This is a genomic window from Amycolatopsis sp. NPDC114478 (genome assembly GCF_055633805.1).
In genome coordinates, this window is record NZ_JBVKDO010000022.1 from 18,521 (window position 1) to 38,198 (window position 19,678).

Below are 19,678 nucleotides of genomic sequence, written 5' to 3' on the forward strand. Positions count from 1 at the left end.
GGTCACTTCACCCCCAGATCGTTGTCGATGAACGCGAGGAGCTCGTCGGCGCCCAGCCCGTCGGCGGACGGCGCCGCGCCCTCGTCGCCGGGTCCGGTCCACTTGACGAGCAGGGCCTGCAGCCGCACGGTGATCGCCGCGCGGACGTCGTCGTCGGAGGCGACGGCCGACAGCAGGTTTTCCAGCTTTTCGATCTCGGCCAGCGCCGGGCGGGCCGCGGCGCCGTCGCCGAGCGCGGACGCGACGAGGAACTCGGCGACCCGGGTGATCGTCGGGTGGTCGAAGACCAGCGTCGCGGGCAGCCGCAGTCCGGTGCGGGCTTCCAGGCGGTTGCGCAGTTCCACCGACGTCAACGAGTCGAAGCCGAGGTCGGTGAAGCTCACGGCCGGGCCGACCGCGCCGTCGTGGCCCAGCACGGCCTCGACCTGCTTGCCGACCAGGCCGATCGTGACCGGCAGCCGCTCCTCTGCCGACAGCGGCGCCAGCCGGGCGGCCAGGTCACCGCCGGGCTCGGCCGCGGTGGCCGTGGCCCGCCGCGGCGTCGCGGTGACCAGGCCGCGCAGGGCGGGCAGGAGCGCGTCCTGGCCGCGCAGCACGCCGAGGTCGAGGCGGAGCGCTGCGACCGCCGGGGCGGTGCTGCCCAGTGCCGCGTCGAACAGCGCGACGCCGTCCTCCGTGGACAGTGGCGGCAGGCCGGAACGCTGCATCCGGGCCAGTTCGGTTTCGGTGAGGGTGCCGGCCATGCCGGTGCTCCACGCACCCCAGGCGATCGAAAGCGCGGCCTTGCCGTCGGCGGCCCGCTGGTGGGCGAGCGCGTCGAGGAAAGCGTTGGCGGCGGCGTAGTTGGCCTGCCCGGCCGCACCGAGGGTGCCCGCGATCGAGGAGAAGAAGACGAGCCGGGTGCCTGGGGCGGTCAGCTCGTGCAGGTGCCAGCCCGCGTCGACCTTGGGGGCGAAGACGGTGTCCAGGCGATCCGGGGTGAGGGCCCCGAAGACGCCGTCGTCGAGCACGCCTGCCGCGTGGACGACCGCCGTCGGCTTCTCGGAGTCCAGCACCGCCGCGAGCGCGTCCCGGTCACTGACGTCGCAGGCGACGACCCGCGCTTCCGCGCCGAGTTCCGCCAGCTCGGCGACGAGCTCCGGCACGTCCGCGGTCGCCGGGCCGCGGCGGCCGAGCAGCAGCAGGTTCCGCACCCCGCGGCCGGCGAGGTGCCGGGCGAAGGTCGCGCCCAGCCCACCGGTGCCGCCGGTGATGAGCACGGTCCCGTCCGCATCCCAGGACGCGGACCTTTCACGTGAAAGCTCGGGGGTGAGCCGGGCGGTGTGCAGTTTGCCCGCCCGCAGGGCGACCTGGGGTTCACCGGCCGCGATGGCGCCCGCGATGGCCGTCTCCGGGACCTCTCCGTCGGAGTCGACGAGGACGATCCGGCCCGGGTTCTCCAGCTGGGCCGCGCGGACCAGGCCCCAGACGGCAGCGTGGGCGAGGTCGACGTGTTCGGCCGGCTCGACGGCGACGCCACCGCGGGTGACGACCACCAGCGTCGGTTCGTCCGCGAGGGCGCGCTGGACGTCGGCCAGCACCTGCGCCGTCACCGTGCGGACGGCGGCCGGGACCGGTCCGTCCGCGGACGGCACCGGGAGCAGCGTCACCGGCGGTGTGCCGGGTGGAAGCGGCGCTTCGGGCAATGCGGGCCAGGTGAGCCGGTAGCCGGTCGGCGCCGGGGCGGACAGGGTGGGTACGGCCCGCAGGGCCAGGGAACGGACCACGACGACCGGGGTCCCGTCCGGCGTGGTCGCCGTGACCGCGAGGGAACCGTCGACCGGCGTGAGCCGGACCCGCAGCGCGGTCGCGCCGGAGGCCAGGAACGCCGCGCCGGCCCAGCTGAACGGCAGGCCGCCGCCCACGTCCAGCAGCGACGCCGCGTGCAGCGCGGAGTCCAGCAGCGCCGGGTGCACGACGAACCGCCCGGCGGCCTCGTGGTCGTCCTCGGCCAGCGCGACCTCGGCGTAGACGTCGTCGCCGAGCCGCCACGCCCGGGTCAGGCCCTGGAACATCGGGCCGTACCCGAGGCCGCGGTCGGCCATCGTGTCGTAGAAACCGTCCAGCGCGACGGCTTCCGCGCCGGTGGGCGGCCACTCGGGCCACGCGGTGACCGGTTCGTCCACAGCGGACACCAGCGTGCCACTCGCGTGCCGGGTCCAGGCCGCGCCCGGCTCACCGTCGTCGCGGGAGTAGATCCGCAGGGTGCGGACGCCGTCCTCGGCGCCGCTGACGGCGACCTGGACAACGACCCGGCCGCCATCGGGAACGACCAGCGGCGCTTCCAGCGTGAGCTCGTCGATGCGCGGGCAGCCGGCCTGGTCGCCGGCCCGCACGGCCAGCTCCAGCAGCGCCGTGCCGGGGACCACGACCGCCCCGCCGACGGTGTGCCCGGCCAGCCACGGCTGCGCGGCCAGCGAAAGCCGCCCGGTGAACAGCAGGCCGCCGGAGTCCGGCAGCTCGACCGCCGCGCCGACCAGCGGGTGCCCGGCCGCCCAGAGCCCGGCTGCCGAGACGTCGCCGGCCTGGGAAAGCCCGCCGCCCGGCCAGATCCACTGGTGCTGGAAGGCGTAAGTGGGCAGCGGCACGGCCCGCGCGCCCGGCCCGGCCACCGCCGGCCAGTCGAGCACGACGCCCGCGACGTGCAGCCGGCCGAGCGCCTCGACGACCGCGTCGGCCTCGGACCGGTCGCGCCGCAGGAACGGGACGGCGACATGTGAAGCGTCGAGGGACGCCGCGGCCATCGCGGACACCGTCGCGTCCGGGCCGAGCTCGGCGAACGCGGTGACGCCCAGCTCGGTCAGCCGCCGCACGGCCGGCCCGAACAGCACCGGCCGCCAAACCTGCTCGACCCAGTGCTCGGCCGAGGCCAGCGTCGCGGCGGTGACCACGTCGCCGGTGACCGTCGAGACGATCGGCACCGCCGGTTCGGCCGCGGTCAGCCCGGCGACGACCTTGCGGAAGTCATCGAGCATCGGCGTCATCAGCGGCGAGTGGAAGGCGTGGCTGACGCGCAGGCGGCGGGTCTTGCGGCCGTCGGCTGCGAAGTGCGCGGCGATCTCGCCGACGCGGTTCTCCGCGCCGGACACGACGACCGACGCCGGGCCGTTGACCGCGGCGAGGGCGACCTCGTCCTCGTGCCCGGCCAGCAGCGGCCGGACCTCGGCTTCGGTGGCCTGCACGGCGACCATCGCGCCGCCCTCGGGCAGCTGCTGCATGAGCCGGCCACGCGCGGCGACCAGCGTGCACGCGTCGTCGAGGCCGAACACCCCGGCGACGTGCGCGGCGGCGATCTCGCCGATCGAGTGACCGGCCAGGTACTCCGGCGCGAGCCCCCACGAGCGGACCAGGTGGTACAGCGCGACTTCGAAGGCGAACAGCGCGGGCTGCGCGTACTGCGTCTCGTCGAGCTCGGCCGCCTCGTCGGCGAACAGCAGCTCTCGCAGCGGACGGTCCAGCTCCCGGTCCAGCCGCGCGAGGACGGTGTCGAGTGCCTCGGCGAACACCGGGAACCGCGCGTACAGATCGCGGCCCATCCCGGCGCGCTGGCTGCCCTGCCCGGCGAAGAGGAACGCGGGCACCTGCTCCCCCGCCGTCCCGGTGACCAGCCCGGCGACGCTGCCGCCGCGGGCCAGCACGTCCAGGCGGCGCTCGAGGTCGGCGCGGGTCCCGCCGGTGACGACCGCGCGTTCGGCGAACGGCGTCCGGGTGGTGGCCAGCGCGAACCCGATGTCCGCCGGGTTCCCGTCACGGTGCTCGGCCAGGTGCGTGAGCAGGCGGGAAGCCTGGTCCCGCACCGCTTCCGGCGTCCGGCCGGCCAGCGGCCAGGCCACCACCGCCGGCGCCGGCTCGGTACGCGGCGGCATCACCCGGGCGGGCGGCGCTTCGAGCACGGTGTGGGCATTGGTGCCACTGATCCCGAACGACGACACCGCGGCGCGCCGCGGGCGGCCGCGCTCGGGCCAGGCGCGGGCCTCGGTGAGCAGCTCGATCGCGCCGCTCGCCCAGTCGACGTGCGACGACGGCTCGGTGACGTGCAGCGTGCGGGGCAGCGAACCCGCGCGCATGGCCTGCACCATCTTGATGATCCCGGCGACGCCGGACGCGGCCTGGGTGTGCCCGAGGTTCGACTTGATCGACCCGAGCAGCAGCGGCGCGTCCTCGGCGCGGTCGCGGCCGTAGGTGGCCAGCAGTGCCTGCGCCTCGATCGGGTCGCCGAGCGTGGTGCCGGTGCCGTGGGCCTCGACGACGTCGATGTCCGAAGTGGACAGTCCGGACGCGGCGAGCGCCTGGCGGATCACGCGTTGCTGCGCGGGGCCGTTCGGGGCGGTGAGACCGTTCGACGCGCCATCGGAGTTGACCGCGGATCCGCGGACCACCGCGAGGATCTCGTGGCCGTTGCGCTTCGCGTCCGACATCCGTTCCAGCACCAGCACACCGGCGCCCTCGGACCAGCCGACGCCGTCGGCGGTGTCCGAAAAGGACTTGCAGCGGCCGTCGGCGGCCAGGCCGCGCTGGCGGCTGAAGCCGATGAACGTGCTCGGCGTCGACATCACCGTGACGCCGCCGGCGAGCGCGAGTGAGCACTCCCCGTTCTGCAGGGCACGGGCCGCAAGGTGCAGCGCGACCAGCGACGACGAGCACGCCGTGTCGACGGTCAGCGTGGGGCCCTCCAAGCCGAACGCGTAGGCGACACGGCCCGAGGCGACGCTCGGCGCGCTGCCGTTGCCCTGGTAGCCCTCGGTGTCCGGGCTGCCCTGCAGCAGCAGGCCGTAGTCGGAGTACATGACACCGACGAACACGCCGGTGCGCGAGCCGCGCAGCGAACGCGGGTCGACGCCGGTCCGTTCGACGGCTTCCCACGAAACCTCGAGCAGCAGGCGCTGCTGCGAGTCGGTCGCGAGGGCTTCGCGCGGGCTCATCCCGAAGAACGCCGGGTCGAACTCGCCCGCCTCGTGCAGGAACCCGCCGCTGCGGGTGTAGGACGTGCCCGGGTGGTCGGGGTCCGGGTGGTAGAGCCCCTCGACGTCCCAGCCGCGGTTGACCGGGAAGCCGGACACCGCGTCCACGCCGTCGTTGACGAGGGTCCAGAGGTCTTCCGGCGAGCCGACGCCACCGGGATAGCGGCAGCCCATGCCGACGATGACGACCGGGTCGCCGGTCACCGCGACCGTGGTGGTGACCGGCTCGGGGACGTCGACCTCGCCGAGCAGGAACGCGGCCAGCTCGGCCGGGGTCGGGTAGTCGAAGGTGAGGGTGGCGGGCAGCCGCAGGCCGGTGGCCGCGTCGAGGCGGTTGCGCAGCTCGACCGCGGTCAGCGAGTCGAACCCGAGTTCGCGGAACGGCCGGTCGGCCGCCACCCCCGCGGTGCCGGAGTGCCCGAGCACCGCGGCGATCTGCGCGCGGACCAGGTCGAGCACGGCGCGGGAGCGCTCGGCTTCGGTGAGGCCCAGAAGCGGGCCGTCGAGCCGCGGCAGGTTGGCCGCCGCCTGCCGGGCGGGAGTGCGGACCAGGCCGCGCAGCAGGTGCGCGACCTCCGGTTGCGTGCCGAGCACGGCGAAGTCGAGGCGCACCGGCAGCACGGTGTCGAGCCCGGATGCGCACGCCGCGTCGAACAACGCGAGCGCGTGCTCCGGCTCGAGCGCGGGCATGCCGGTGGCGGCCATCCGGCGCAGGTCGGCGTCGGTGAGCGTGGCGGTCATGCCGCCCGCCCGCGACCACGCGCCCCAGCCGAGCGAGAGCGCGGCCTGCCCGCGGGCGCGGCGGCGCCGGACGAGGGCGTCGAGGGCCGCGTTGGCCGCGGTGTAGTTCGCCTGCCCGGCCGCGCCGAACGTGCCGGCGACCGAGGAGTAGACGACGAACGCGGTCAGGTCGAGGTCGCGGGTCAGCTCGTCGAGATGCCAGGCGGCGTCGAACTTCGGCGCCAGCACGGTGTCGAGCCGCTCGGGGGTGAGCGAGCCGAGGATGCCGTCGTCGAGGACACCGGCGGTGTGCACGACCGCGGACAGCGCGACACCGTCGAGCACGTGGGCCAGCTCGGCGCGGTCGGCGACGTCCGCCGCCGCGACGTCGACCTCGGCGCCGGCCGCGGTCAGCTCGGCGACCAGGTCGGCCGCGCCGGGTGCGTCCGGGCCGCGGCGGCTGACCAGCAGCAGCCGCCGGGCGCCGTGCGTGGTGACCAGGTGGCGGGCCAGCGTCGCGCCGAGCCCGCCGGTGCCGCCGGTGATCAGCACGGTGCCCTCGTCCCACTTCGGCGGGACGACGTCGTCGGCGTGCGGCACGCGGGTGATCCGCGCGATGCTGATCTCGCCTCCGCGCACGATCGTCTGCGGTTCACCGGACGCCACCACGGCGGGCAGCGCGGCGAGGGACTCGGGGTGGCCGTCCACATCGGACAGGAAGAACCGGCCCGGGCTCTCGCGCTGGGCCGAACGCACGAGGCCCCAGACGGCCGCGGTGGCGGGATCGTCCATGCCGGACGTGACGAACACCAGCCGGGAGTCCTCGGCGGACTGCAGCACGGCAAGCGCTTCGGCGGTGGCGGCACGCACCCCCGCGGGACCGGGGTCGCCGGTCGTGACGCGGTGGACGGCGAACTCGGCGTCCTCTGCCGGCCGCGGGACCGGCACCCAGTCGAGGCGGTAGAGCGAGTCGACGGGCTGGGTCCGGGCCGGAGCCGCGGGCCGCAGGACGAGCGAGCCGACCGAGGCGACCGGGTCTCCGGCCGCGTCGCGCAACTCGATCGCGACGGAGTCTTCGCCGCGCCGGGTCAGCTTGGCCCGCACAACCGCCGCGCCACCGGCGTGCAGGGTGACGTCGCTCCAGGCGAACGGGAGCCGGCCACCGTCGACGTCGGTCAGCCCCGCGTGCTCGGCGGCGTGCAAGACGGCGTCCAGCAGCGCCGGGTGCAGCCCGAACGCCGCCGCGTCGCGCTCGGCCTCCTCGGGCAGCACGACGTCGGCGAACACCGCCTCCGACGTGCGCCAGACGGCCTTGAGACCGCGGAACAGCGGTCCGTAGGCGAACCCACCCGAGGCGAGCCGCTCGTAGAACCCCTCCAGGGCAACGGGTTCGGCGTCCGGCGGCGGCCACGCGGCGGTGGCGTCCGGAGTCGCGGCGCCCGTGCCGAGGCGGCCGCTCGCGTGCCGCGTCCAGGGCTGCTCACCGCCGCCGGCCGGGCTGGAGTACACCGCCAAGGCGCGCTCGCCCGCCGAGCCGGCTGGGCCGACGACGACCTGCAACCGGACCGCCCCGTCGGCGGGCAGGACCAGCGGGACTTCGAGGGTGAGCTCGTCGACGCGGTCGCACCCCGCCCGATCGGCGGCGCGGATCGCGAGGTCGAGGTAGGCGGTGCCGGGCAGCAGCGCCGCGCCGAGCACGAAGTGGTCGGCCAGCCACGGCTGCGTGCGCAGCGAAAGCCGCGCGGTGAACAGGAACCCGCCGGAGTCGGGCAGTTCGACGCCCGCGCCGAGCAGCGGGTGCGCCGCGGTGTCGAGGCCGACCGAACCGAGGTCGCCGGGCACCGCGGCGGACGTGCGCGGCCAGTGGCGTTCGCGCTGGAACGGATACGTCGGCAGGTCGGGACCGGGGCCGCCGGCCGGGCCGAAGAACGCGGGCCAGGCGACGCGGACGCCGGCGACGTGCAGGCGGCCCAGCGCCGTCACGAACGCGGTCTCCTCGCCCTGGTCGCGGCGCAGCAGCGGGACGCAGGCGACGTCGGAGCCGAGGATCTCGCTCGCGGCGGCCGACAGCGAGCCGTCCGGGCCCAGCTCGACGACGGCCGCGGCGCCCTGTTCGCCGAGCACGCGCACGGCGTCGGCGAACCGAACCGGCCGCCGGACGTGCTCGACCCAGTACCCGGGCGTGCGCGGATCGGCGACCTCGCCGGTCACGGTCGAGACGATCGGCAGCCGCGGTTCGCCGAACTCCAGGCCCGCCAGTACTTCGGCGAACTCGTCGAGCATCGGGTCCATCAGCGGTGAGTGGAACGCGTGGCTGACCGCGAGGCGCCGGACGTGGTGCCCGGACCCGGCCAGCGCGTCGGTGGTGCGGGTGACGGCGGCTTCCGCGCCCGCCACGACCACGGCTGCGGGGCCGTTGACCGCGGCGATCGTGACACCGTCGGTCAGGAACACGCGGACGACCGCTTCAGGTGCGCGGACCGCGGCCATCGCGCCGCCGGCCGGGAGCGCGGCCATCAGGCGGCCGCGGGCGGCGACGAGCGTACAGGCATCCTTCAGCGACAGCACCCCGGCGACGTGCGCGGCGGCGATCTCGCCGACCGAGTGCCCGGCGAGCCAGGACGGCTTGACGCCGAAGGATTCCAGCAGCCGGAACTGCGCGACCCCGAGGGCGAAGGTCGCGGGCTGGGTCCAGTCGGTGCGGTCCAGCAGCGCGGCGTCGTCGCCGAAGACGACGTCGCGCAACGGCTGGTCGAACTGCGCGCACACGGCGTCGAAGGCTTCGGCGAACACCGGGAAGCGCCGGTAGAGCTCGGCACCCATGCCCGGCCGCTGAGCACCTTGGCCGGCGAAGACGAACGCGCTCTTGGCGCGCGTCCGCGCCGGCGTTCCGGCGGGCGTTTCGGCGAGCGCGGCGAGCCGGTCCAAGGGGTCGCCGATGATCGCTGCGCGGTACGGGAACGCGGTGCGGGTGGTCGCGAGCGCCCGGGCGACGCCGGCGGGGGCGCGGTCGGACAGCAGCGCGTGCAGCTGCCCCGCCTGCTCGGACAGGGCCTGTGGCGTGCGCGCGGACAGCAGCAGCGGCACAGTCGCGGGCTCCGCGGCGACGACGTCGTCGAAGACGGGGGCCTGCTCGAGGATCGCGTGCGAGTTGGTGCCGCTCAGCCCGAACGACGACACGCCGGCGCGGCGCGGCCGCCCGGCTTCGGGCCAGGCGCGGTGCTCGGTGAGCACGCGGACGTCGCCGGCGGCCCAGTCGACGCGGCTCGAGGGCTCGTCGACGTGCAGGGTTTTCGGCAGTTCGCCGTGGCGCAGCGCGAGGACCATCTTGATGATCCCGGCGACGCCGGCCGCGGCCTGGGTGTGGCCGAGGTTGGACTTGACGGCGCCGAGCCACAGCGGCTCTTCGCGGTCGCGGCCGTAGGTGGCCAGCAGGGCCTGGGCCTCGATCGGGTCGCCGAGCACCGTGCCGGTGCCGTGCGCTTCGACCGCGTCGACGTCCGCAGTGGACAGTCCGGCGTCGGCGAGCGCTTGGCGGATCACGCGTTGCTGGGCGGGGCCGTTGGGGGCGGTGAGGCCGTTGGACGCACCGTCGGAGTTGACGGCGGTGCCGCGGACCACGGCGAGCACCGGGTGGCCCTGCTCCCGAGCGGTCGACAAGCGCTCGACGACCAGGACGCCGGCGCCTTCGGACCAGCCGGTGCCGTCGGCGCCGTCGGCGAACGGCTTGCAGCGGCCGTCGGCGGCGAGGCCGCCCTGGCGGGCGAACTCGGCGAAGGAGTTCGGGGTGGCCATGATCGTGACCCCGCCCGCGAGCGCGGTCGTGCACTCGCCGCGGCGCACCGCCTGCACGGCCCAGTGCAAAGCGACCATCGACGACGAGCACGCGGTGTCGACGGTGACCGACGGGCCTTCCAGCCCGAGCGTGTACGACAGCCGGCCGGACAGGACGCTCGCGGTGGTGCCGGTGGCCAGATGCCCTTGGACGTCTTCGCCGGAGGTCGCCAGGAGGTTGACGTAGTCCTGGCCGTTGGTGCCCACGAACACGCCGGTGTCGCCGCCGTGCAGCGTCGCCGGGTCGATCCCGGCGCGTTCCAAAGCTTCCCAGGAGACTTCGAGCAGCAGCCGCTGCTGCGGGTCCATGGCCATCGCCTCGCGCGGCGAGATGCCGAAGAAGTCGGCGTCGAAGTCGGTGACGCCGTCCAGGAACCCGCCGGTCAGCGCGTACTCGTAGCCCGAGGCGAGGTTCGCGAGGTCCCAGCCGCGGTCGTCGGGGAAGCTCGTGATGCCGTCGCCGCCGTCAGCCAGCAGGCGCCAGAAGTCCTCCGGGCCGCGGACGCCGCCGGGGAAGCGGCAGCCGATGCCGACGATGACGATCGGGTCGTCGTCGGCAGCCGTCCGCACCGGCGCGGCCGTCTCGGCGAGAGTGCCGGCCAACTCGCCCAGCAGGTGGCGGGTCAGGATTTCCGGGGTCGGGTGGTCGAACACCAGCGACGGGGGCAGGTCGAGGCCGGTGGCGAGGGCGACGACGTTGCGCAGCTCGACCGCGGTGAGCGAGTCGAAGCCGAGGTCGCGGAACGCGCGGTCCGGGGCCACGCCGCCGGCGCCGCTGTGGCCGAGGACGAGGGCGACCTGTTCCAGGAGCAGCCCGAGCAGGAAGTCGAACCGGTCGTCCTCGGGGACGGCGGCGAGCCGCGCCCGCAGCTCGTGGTCACCGCGCGGGGCGTCGGGCAGCGCGGCCGCCGGGACGCCGCTGAGCAGCGGGCCCCGGCGCAGCACGTGCGTGTAGCGGGTCCAGTCGATGTCGGCGACGACGACGGTGGTGTCGGCTAGGGCGCGGTCCAGCGCGGCGGCCGCGCGCTCCGGGTCGAGCGGGCTGAGCCCGCCCCGCCGGGCGCGGTCGGCGACCCCCGGGTCGGCGGCGAGCATGCCGCCGCCGGCCCACGGGCCCCACGCGATCGACGTCGCGGGCTGCCCGAGGCCGCGGCGGTGCTCGGCGAGGGCGTCGAGGGTCGCGTTCGCCGCCGCGTAGGCGGCCTGTCCGGCCGAGCCGAAGGTGCCCGCGACGGAGGAGAACAGCACGAAGCTCCGCAGGTCTGCGGTCAGTTCGTGCAGGTTCCACGCGGCCTCGGCCTTGGCGCGGTACCCGGCCTCGAAGCGGTCCGGGGTGAGGCCGTCGAGGACGCCGTCGTCGAGGACCCCGGCGGTGTGCACGACGTCGGTCAGGCCGGGCATCCCGGCCAGCACGGCGGCGAGGGCGGCCCGGTCGGTGACGTCGCAGGGGGTGATGGTGACGTCGGCGCCGAGGGCGGTCAGCTCCTCGTGCAGTTCGTACGCGCCCGGCGCGTCCGGGCCACGGCGGCTGAGCAGCACCAGGGTGCGGCCGGCCTTGGCCAGGTGGCGCGCGACCGCCGCGCCGAGGGCGCCGGTGCCGCCGGTGATGAGCGTGGTGCCCTCGCCGGATCCGGGGTGGCGGGTCGACGGTGGCGGCGCGGCGATGATGCGACGGCCGAACAGCCCGGCCGCGCGAACGGCCAGCTGGTCCTCGCCGTCGGCGCCGGTCAGCGCGGCGGCGAGCCGGCGCGGGACTTCGGTGTCGAGCTCGCCGGGCAGGTCGACGAGACCACCCCAGCGCTGCGGGAGTTCGAGCGCGGCGGCGCGGCCGAGCCCCCAGACGGCCGCCTGCGCGGGGCTGCTCACCGGGTCGCCCGGGGCCACCGCGACGGCCTCGCGGGTCACCGACCACAGCGGGGTGTCACCGAGGGCCTGCAACAGCGTCGTGGTGGCGGTGAGGCCGGCCGGGACGCCCGGGAAGCCGGATTCGTCCAGCGCCAGCAAGGAAAGCACGTGGTCGAAGTCGCGCTCGCGCAGACGGTCGGCGATGGCGTCGTCGAAGACCAGGGGCTCGCCGTCGAAGTACCCGGCGACGGTGGTGACCCACGGGTCGCCGGCGAGCGCGGCCGGGACGACCACGAGCCACGCTCCGGTGCCGGGACGGGCCGCGGTGACCGGGACCCACGTCGCCTTGTAGCGCCATCTGTCCACCACGGACTCTTCGTGGCGCGAACGACGGTAGGAGGACAGCGCGGGCAAGACGGCGCTGAGGGACGCGTCGTCGACGTCGAGGCGGGCGGCCAAACCCGCGGCGTCGCCCCGATCGACCGCGGCCCAGAACTCCGCGTCGGCCGTCTCGGTGCTGGGCGCGGCGGCCGAGGGCCAGTACCACTCGTGCTGGAACGCGTAGGTGGGCAGCGGGACCCGGCGGGCGCCGGTACCGGCGAAGAAGGCCGGCCAGTCGATCCGCACGCCACCGACGTGCAGCCGGCCGAGGGCGCCGACCAGGGTTTCCACGTCGTCGCGGCCGCGGCGGGCCACCGGGATGCCGTCGGTCATCGCGGACAGGACCGCGTCCGGGCCGATCTCGACGATCAGAGCGGCCCCCGGCAACCGCGCGGCGGTGTCGGCGAACCGGACCGGCTCGCGGACGTGCGCGACCCACCGTTCCGGGTCGGTGACGTCACCCTCGCCGAGGAACGGCACGGCGGGCGCGGTGAAGGTCAGGTCCGCGATGGCGTCTCGGAACGCGGGCAGCATCGGGTCCATCAGCGGCGAGTGGAACGCGTGCGACACCGCGAGCCGCTTGATGTCCTCGAAGTTCTCGGCCGCGGCGAGCACCGCGGCTTCGACGCCGGACAGGACGATCGACGTCGGGCCGTTGACCGCCGCGATCGCGACCTCGTCGCCCAGGTACGGCGCGACTTCGTCCTCGGTCGCGCGGACGGCGACCATCGCGCCGCCCGGCTCGAGGTCCTGCATCAACGACGCGCGGGCCGTGACCAGCTCACAAGCGTCGTCCACCGTGAGCACCCCGGCGACGTGCGCGGCGGCGATCTCACCGACCGAGTGGCCGCCGACGAAGTCCGGCCGGACGCCCCACGAACCCAGCAGGCGCACGAGCGCGACCTCGACCGCGAACAACGCCGGCTGCGCGAACCCGGTCTGTGACAGCGCTTCGGCGTCCTCGCTCCACAGGACTTCGCGGACCCGCGGGTCGAGGCGATCGAGCACGGCGTCGAGCGCGGTGGCGAACGCCGGGAAGGCGTCGTAGAGGCCGCGGGTCATGCCGGGCCGCTGGGCGCCCTGGCCGGTGAAGACGAACGCGACCTTGGGCGCGCCCTTCGCCTCGCCGACGGTGACCAGCGGCGACGGCCGCCCTTCGGCGAGCGCCGCGAGCCCGTCGGCCGTGAAGACGACGGCGCGGTGGTCGAACGTCGAGCGCGTCGTGGCCAGGGAGTAGCCGAAGTCGAGAGGGGCGGCGGTGACGTCTCGCAGTCGCGCGGCCTGGTCCCGCAGGGCTTCCGGGGTGCGGCCGCTGAGGATCAGCGGGACGCACGGCAGCTCGCGTTCGGCTTCGTCGCGGGCCGGGATGACGACCGGCGGTTCTTCGATGATCGCGTGCGCGTTGGTGCCGCTGATGCCGAACGACGAGACACCCGCGCGGCGCGGACGGCCGGCCTCGGCGGGCCACGGGCGCGCGTCGGTGAGCAGCTCGACGTTCCCCGCGGCCCACTCGACGTGCGTGGACGGCTCGGTGACGTGCAGCGTGCGCGGCAGCGTCTCGTTCCGCATCGCCTGGACGACCTTGATGATCCCGGCGACCCCGGCCGCCGCCTGGGCGTGCCCGATGTTGGACTTGATCGAGCCCAGCAGCAGCGGGATTTCCCGGTCCTGGCCGTAGGTGGCGAGCAGCGCCTGCGCCTCGATCGGGTCGCCGAGGGTCGTGCCGGTGCCGTGCGCCTCGACGACGTCGACGTCCTTCGTGGACAGTCCGGACGCGGCAAGCGCTTGGCGGATGACGCGTTGCTGCGACGGGCCGTTCGGTGCGGTCAGGCCGTTCGAGGCGCCGTCGGAGTTGACCGCCGACCCGCGCAGGACGGCGAGGATCTCGTGGCCGTGGCGGCGCGCGTCCGACATGCGCTCCAGTACCAGGATGCCGGCCCCCTCGGACCAGCCCACGCCGTCGGCGGTGTCCGAAAAGGACTTGCAGCGGCCGTCGGCGGCGATGCCGCGCTGGCGGCTGGAGGCGACGAACGACCCGGGTGTCGACATGACCGTGACGCCGCCGGCCAACGCCAGCGAGCACTCCCCCTGTCGCAGTGCCTGTGCCGCCCAGTGCAGGGCGACCAGCGAAGACGAGCACGCCGTGTCGACGGTGACCGTCGGGCCTTCGAGCCCCATCGTGTAGGCGATCCGGCCCGAGGCGACACTCGGCGCGCTGCCGTTGCCCTGGTACGCCTCGGCTTCCGGGCTGCCCTGCAGCAGCAGGCCGTAGTCGGAGTACATCACGCCGACGAACACGCCGGTCCGGGAGCCGCGCAGCGAACGCGGGTCGAGGCCCGCGCGTTCGACGGCTTCCCACGAGACTTCGAGCAGCAGGCGCTGTTGCGAGTCCGTGGCCAGGGCTTCGCGCGGGCTCATCCCGAAGAACGCCGGGTCGAACTCGCCCGCCTCGTGCAGGAACCCGCCGCTGCGGGTGTAGGACGTGCCCGGGTGGTCGGGGTCCGGGTGGTAGAGGCCCTCGACGTCCCAGCCGCGGTTGACCGGGAAACCGGATACCGCGTCCACGCCGTTCTCGACCAGATTCCACAGGTCCTCGGGCGAACCGACGCCACCCGGGTAGCGGCAGCCCATGCCGACGATGACGATCGGGTCATCGGACACCGGGCGCACGGTCACCGGGGTGTGGTGGTCGGCGTCGGCGCCGGTCAGCTGCCGGTCGAGGAACGCGGCGAGCGCTTCCGGCGTCGGGTAGTCGAACACGAGCGTGGCGGGCAGCCGCAGCCCGGTGGCCGCGTCGAGGCGGTTGCGCAGCTCGACCGCGGTCAGCGAGTCGAAGCCGAGGTCCTTGAACGCACTTCGGCCGTCGACGCTGTCGGTGGCCGCGTAGCCGAGCACGAGGCCGGCTTCGGCGCACACCAGATCGGCCAGCGCGCGGGCACGGTCGGCTTCGGTGAGCCCGCCGAAGCTTTCGGCCAGTGCGGTCGCCGGGCCGCGCGCCGCGCTCGGCGCGGCACCGCCGGGGACCAGCGCGCGCAGCAGTGCCGGGACACCCGGGCGGCCACGCAGGGCGCCGACGTCCAAGCGCATGGGCAGGACGCTGGGTTCGGCTTCGGCCAGGGCCGCGTCGAACAGCGCGAGCCCCTCCGCCGGGTCGAGCGGCGGCAGACCGGCCGCGGCGAGCCGGCGGTGGTCCACGGCGGACAGCCGGGCCGCCATGCCCGCGTCCCCGGCCCACGCGCCCCAAGCCAGGGACTGGCCGGGCCGTCCGTCGGTGCGACGGCGCTGGGCGAGCGCGTCGAGGAAGGCGTTGGCGGCGGCGTAGTTGGCCTGCCCGGGGCTGCCGAGCACACCGGCGGCCGAGGAGAACAGCACGAACGCGCCGAGGTCGCCGGTCAGCTCGTGCAGGTTCCAGGCCGCGTCGACCTTCGCGCGGAAGACCGTCGCCAGGCGTTCGGGCGTCAGGGTTTCGACGACGCCGTCGTCGAGGACACCGGCGGCGTGCACGACCGCGCCGATCGGGTGCTCGGCCAGCAGCGCGGCCAGGGCGTCGCGGTCGGCGGCGTCGCAGGCGGCGATCGTGACGTCGGCGCCGAGCGCGGTCAGCTCCTCGCGGAGTCCGGCCGCACCCGGGGCGTCGGGACCGCGCCGGCCGGCGAGCAGCAGGCTGCGGACGCCGTGGGTCGTGACCAGGTGCTTCGCGATCAGGCCACCGAGTCCGCCGGTGCCACCGGTGACCAGGACGGTGGCGCCTTCGGGGAAGTGTGCGGTCGGGCTGTCGCCGACCGGGAGCCGGGCCAGGCGCGGCAGGAGGATCCCGCCGTCGCGCAGCGCGGCCTGGGCTTCGCTGGAGTCGAGGACGTGCTGCAGCGGCGTGGTGAGGTTCTCGGGTTCGTCGACATCGATGAGCACGAACCGGCCGGGGTGCTCGGCCTGTGCGGAGCGGACCAGGCCCCACACCGCGGCGGCGGCCGGGTCGACCTCGTCGCCCTCGGCGGCCGGGACGGCGCCCGAGGTGACGAAGACCAGGCGCGACCGGGCGAAGTCCGGTTCGGCGATCCAGGTCTGCAGGAGTTCGAGGGCCCACGACGCGGCGGCGTGCGCGGCTTCCGCGTCGCCCGTGCCGCCGGGGAGCGGGGCGAGCACGACGGCCGGGACCGGGTCCGCGCTGATCCGGACCGTCGCGAGGTCGGGGAACACGGCTGGGGTGGCGAAGCCGAGCCCGGTGCCGAGGACGACCCAGTCGGCGTCGTCGGCCGGCTGCGTCACGGCGACGGCGGGCGCGGGTGTCCACACGGGACGGAACAGGGATTCGTGCCGGGTCGCGCGCAGTTCGCCGGCGGCGACGGAGCGGAACGTCAGCGCGTCGGCGGCGAGCACCGGCGTGCCCGCGGGGTCGGTGACGGCGAGCGCGACGGCGTTCTCCCCCACCGGGCTCAGCCTGGCCCGCAAGGTCGTCGCCTGGGTCGGCTGGACGCCGACACCGGCCCAGGAGAACGGAAGGCCGTCGCGGTCGAGGTGGGCGGAGGCGTGCAGGACCGCGTCCAGCAGCGCCGGGTGCAGGCCGAACGCCGCGGCTTCGGTCTCGTGCTCCGGCGGCAGCGCGACCTCGGCGAACACCTCGTCCCCGAGCTGCCACGCCGCACGCAGTCCCCGGAACGCCGTGCCGTACCTCAGGCCCTGCTCGGCGAGGTTCTCGTAGAAGCCGTCCAGCCCGATCGGCTCGGCGCCGGCCGGGGGCCACTCCGCGGGGAGCGCCGCGGCGGGCGCGCCGCCCACGCCGAGTCGGCCGAAGGCGTGCCGCACCCAGCCGTCGTCCTGCTGGGAGTAGACGCTGACCGAGCGGCTGCCGTCCTCGCCGGCCGGACCGGCGACGACCTGCACCCGCACGCCGCCGGACGCGGGCAGCACGAGCGGCGCCGCGAACGTCAGCTCCTCGACGCGCGCGCAGCCGACCTGCGCGCCGGCCCGGCCCGCGAGCTCGACGAACGCCGTGCCCGGCAGCAGCTTCGTGCCCAGGATTTCGTGCTGGCCGAGCCAGGCCTGGCGGCGCACGGACAGCTCGCCGGCGAACAGGAAACCGCCGGACTCGGGCAGCTCGACGGCGGCGCCGAGCAGCGGGTGCCCAGCCGGGTCGAGCCCGACCTGGCCGAGGTCGCCGCCGGTGCCGCCCTCGAGCCAGTAGGTACGGCGCTGGAAGGCGTAGGTGGGCAGGTCGACGACGCGGGCGCCGGTGCCCTCGTGCCAGGCCGTCCAGTCGAAGGCGCCGCCGCGGACCTGCCAGCGGGCGAGCGCCGAAAGCAGTGTCGTGATCTCGTCGCGGCCACGGCGGGTGGTCGGGACGCAGTCGGTGTCCGGGCCGGTCAGCTCGGTGGTCATCGCCGAGAGCGTCGCGTCCGGGCCGACTTCGAGGAACGTGGTGACGCCACGGGACACCAGGTCGGCGACGGTGTCGGCGTAGCGGACGGCGTCGCGCACGTGGCGGACCCAGTAGTCCACTGTAGACACATCGCCGGCCGCGACGACCGGGATCGCGGGCCCGGCGAAGGTCAGCGTCGCCAGTACCGCGCGGAAGTCGTCGAGCATCGGGTCCATCAGCGGCGAGTGGAACGCGTGGCTCACCGTGAGCCGCTTGGTCTTCTCGAACCGCACCGCGATGGCCAGGACGGCGCCTTCCGCCCCGGAGACGACGACCGCCTCCGGGCCGTTGACCGCCGCGATGGAGACCTCGTCGTTCAGCAGCGGCAGGATCTCGGCCTCGGTCGCCTGGATCGCGACCATCGCGCCCCCGGCGGGCAGGGCCTGCATGAGCCGGCCGCGGGCGCCGACGAGCGTGCAGGCGTCCGCCAGCGACAGCACGCCGGCGACGTGCGCCGCGGCGATCTCGCCGACCGAGTGCCCGGCGACGAAGTCCGGGCGCACACCGAGGGATTCGAGGAGGCGGAAAAGCGCGACCTCGAAGGCGAACAGCGCGGGCTGCGCCACCCCCGTCTCGTCCACCGAGGACTGTTCGGGCCGGTCGAGCAGCGCGAAGATCTCGTCGCGGGTGCGCGCGAACACCGGGAAGGCCGCGGCGAGCGCGTCGCCCATCCCGGCGCGCTGGGCACCCTGGCCGGTGAACAGGAACGCCGAGGATCCGGGGTGCAGGGCCGAGCCGGTGTGCACCCCGGGCGCGGCGGCGGACGTGGCCAGCGCGTGCAGGGCGGTCAGCAGTTCGTCACGGCCGGTGCCGGTGAGCACGGCGCGGTGCGGGAACGCGACCCGCGTGGTGGCCAGCGAATGCGCGACGTCGAGCGGCGTGTGCTCCGGACGGGCGTCGAGATGGGTCAGCAGGCGGGCAGCCTGGGCACGCAGCGCGTCCGGCGTGCGGCCGGACACCGGCCACAGGTAGCCGGCGGGCTCGTGGACCGGAGCCGCTTCGACGATCTCGGGGACCGGCTGTTCGAGGATCAGGTGCGCGTTGGTGCCGCTGATGCCGAACGACGACACGGCCGCGCGCCGCGGTTTCCCGGTCTCCGGCCACGGCCGTGCGCCGGTCAGCAGCGAGACCCGGCCCGCCGCCCAGTCCACGTGGGACGTCGGCGCGTCGACGTGCAGGGTTCGCGGGAGCACACCGTGGCGCATGGCCTGGATGGTCTTGATGACCCCGCCGACGCCGGCGGCGGACTGCGTGTGGCCGACGTTCGACTTGAACGAGCCGAGCCACAGCGGGTCGCCCGCGCGCTCGTGGCCGTAGGTGGCCAGCAGGGCCTGGGCTTCGATGGGGTCGCCGAGGATCGTGCCGGTGCCGTGCGCCTCGACGGTGTCGATGTCGTCGGGGGTGAGACCGGCGTTCTCCAGCGCCTGGCGGATGACGCGCTGCTGTGAGGGGCCGTTGGGGGCGGTGAGGCCGTTGGACGCGCCGTCGGAGTTGACGGCGGAGCCGCGGATGACGGCGAGGACTTCGTGGCCGTTGCGGCGGGCGTCGGACAGCCGTTCCAGCAGCACGAGCCCGGCGCCTTCGGAGAACCCGGCGCCGTCGGCGGCCTCGGCGAAGGACTTGCAGCGGCCGTCGGACGCCAGGCCGCCCTGGCGGTCGAACTCGCCGTAGAGGCCGGGGGTGGCCATCACGGCGACGCCGCCGGCGAGGGCGAACGAGCACTCGCGCGCCCGCAGGGACCGGGCCGCCCAGTGCAGCGCGACCAGCGAAGACGAGCACGCCGTGTCGACGGTGACGGCGGGACCTTCGAGACCGTAGAAGTAGGCGATGCGACCGGAGATCACCGAAGACTCGGTGCCGGTGACCAGGTAACCCTCGACTCCGTCGGGCAGGGCGGCGAGACCGCGGCCGTAGCCCATGGAGCCGGCGCCGACGAACACGCCGCCGGTGCTGCCCTCGATCTCGCGCGGGTCGATGCCGGCGCGTTCGAAGGCTTCCCAGGCCAGCTCGAGGACGATCCGCTGCTGCGGATCCATGGCCAGCGCCTCGCGCGGCGAGATACCGAAGAAGGCGGGGTCGAAGTCCCCGGCCTGGTGCAGGAAACCGCCCTGGTGCGGGGAATCCGGCCAGCCCCGGCCGTCCGGGAAGTCCGTGACCGCGTCGACGCCGTCGTCGACTAGCCGCCACAGGTCCTCGGGCGACTGCACGCCGCCCGGGTACCGGCAGCTCATCGCGACGACCGCGACGGGCTCCGCCGCCGCAGCGAGCAGCGTGGTGTTCTGCCGCCGCAGCTGTTTGTTCTCCTGCACGGCGACGCGCAGTGCTTCGACGACTCGATCCGACCCGGCCGGCATAGACATCTCCAGGGTGAGCGTGTTCTTACCCGGGTGACGCCACCGCGACGGCGTTCCTCTCCGGACCGGCGCCGAGCGAACGTCCACTTGCCGGGGAGTCAACCGCACGCCCCGCCTGGAAAACCCGA

1 protein-coding gene is annotated in these 19,678 nt (G+C 75.1%); it reads right to left on the reverse strand.

The window, feature by feature from the left end:
• Positions 1 to 2 precede the first annotated feature (2 nt).
• The gene (locus ACZ7OH_RS41705) at positions 3 to 19,550 is read right to left on the reverse strand and encodes a type I polyketide synthase (protein WP_470285942.1); all 19,548 of its coding nucleotides are present in this window, start codon (positions 19,548 to 19,550) and stop codon (positions 3 to 5) included.
• Positions 19,551 to 19,678 lie beyond the last annotated feature (128 nt).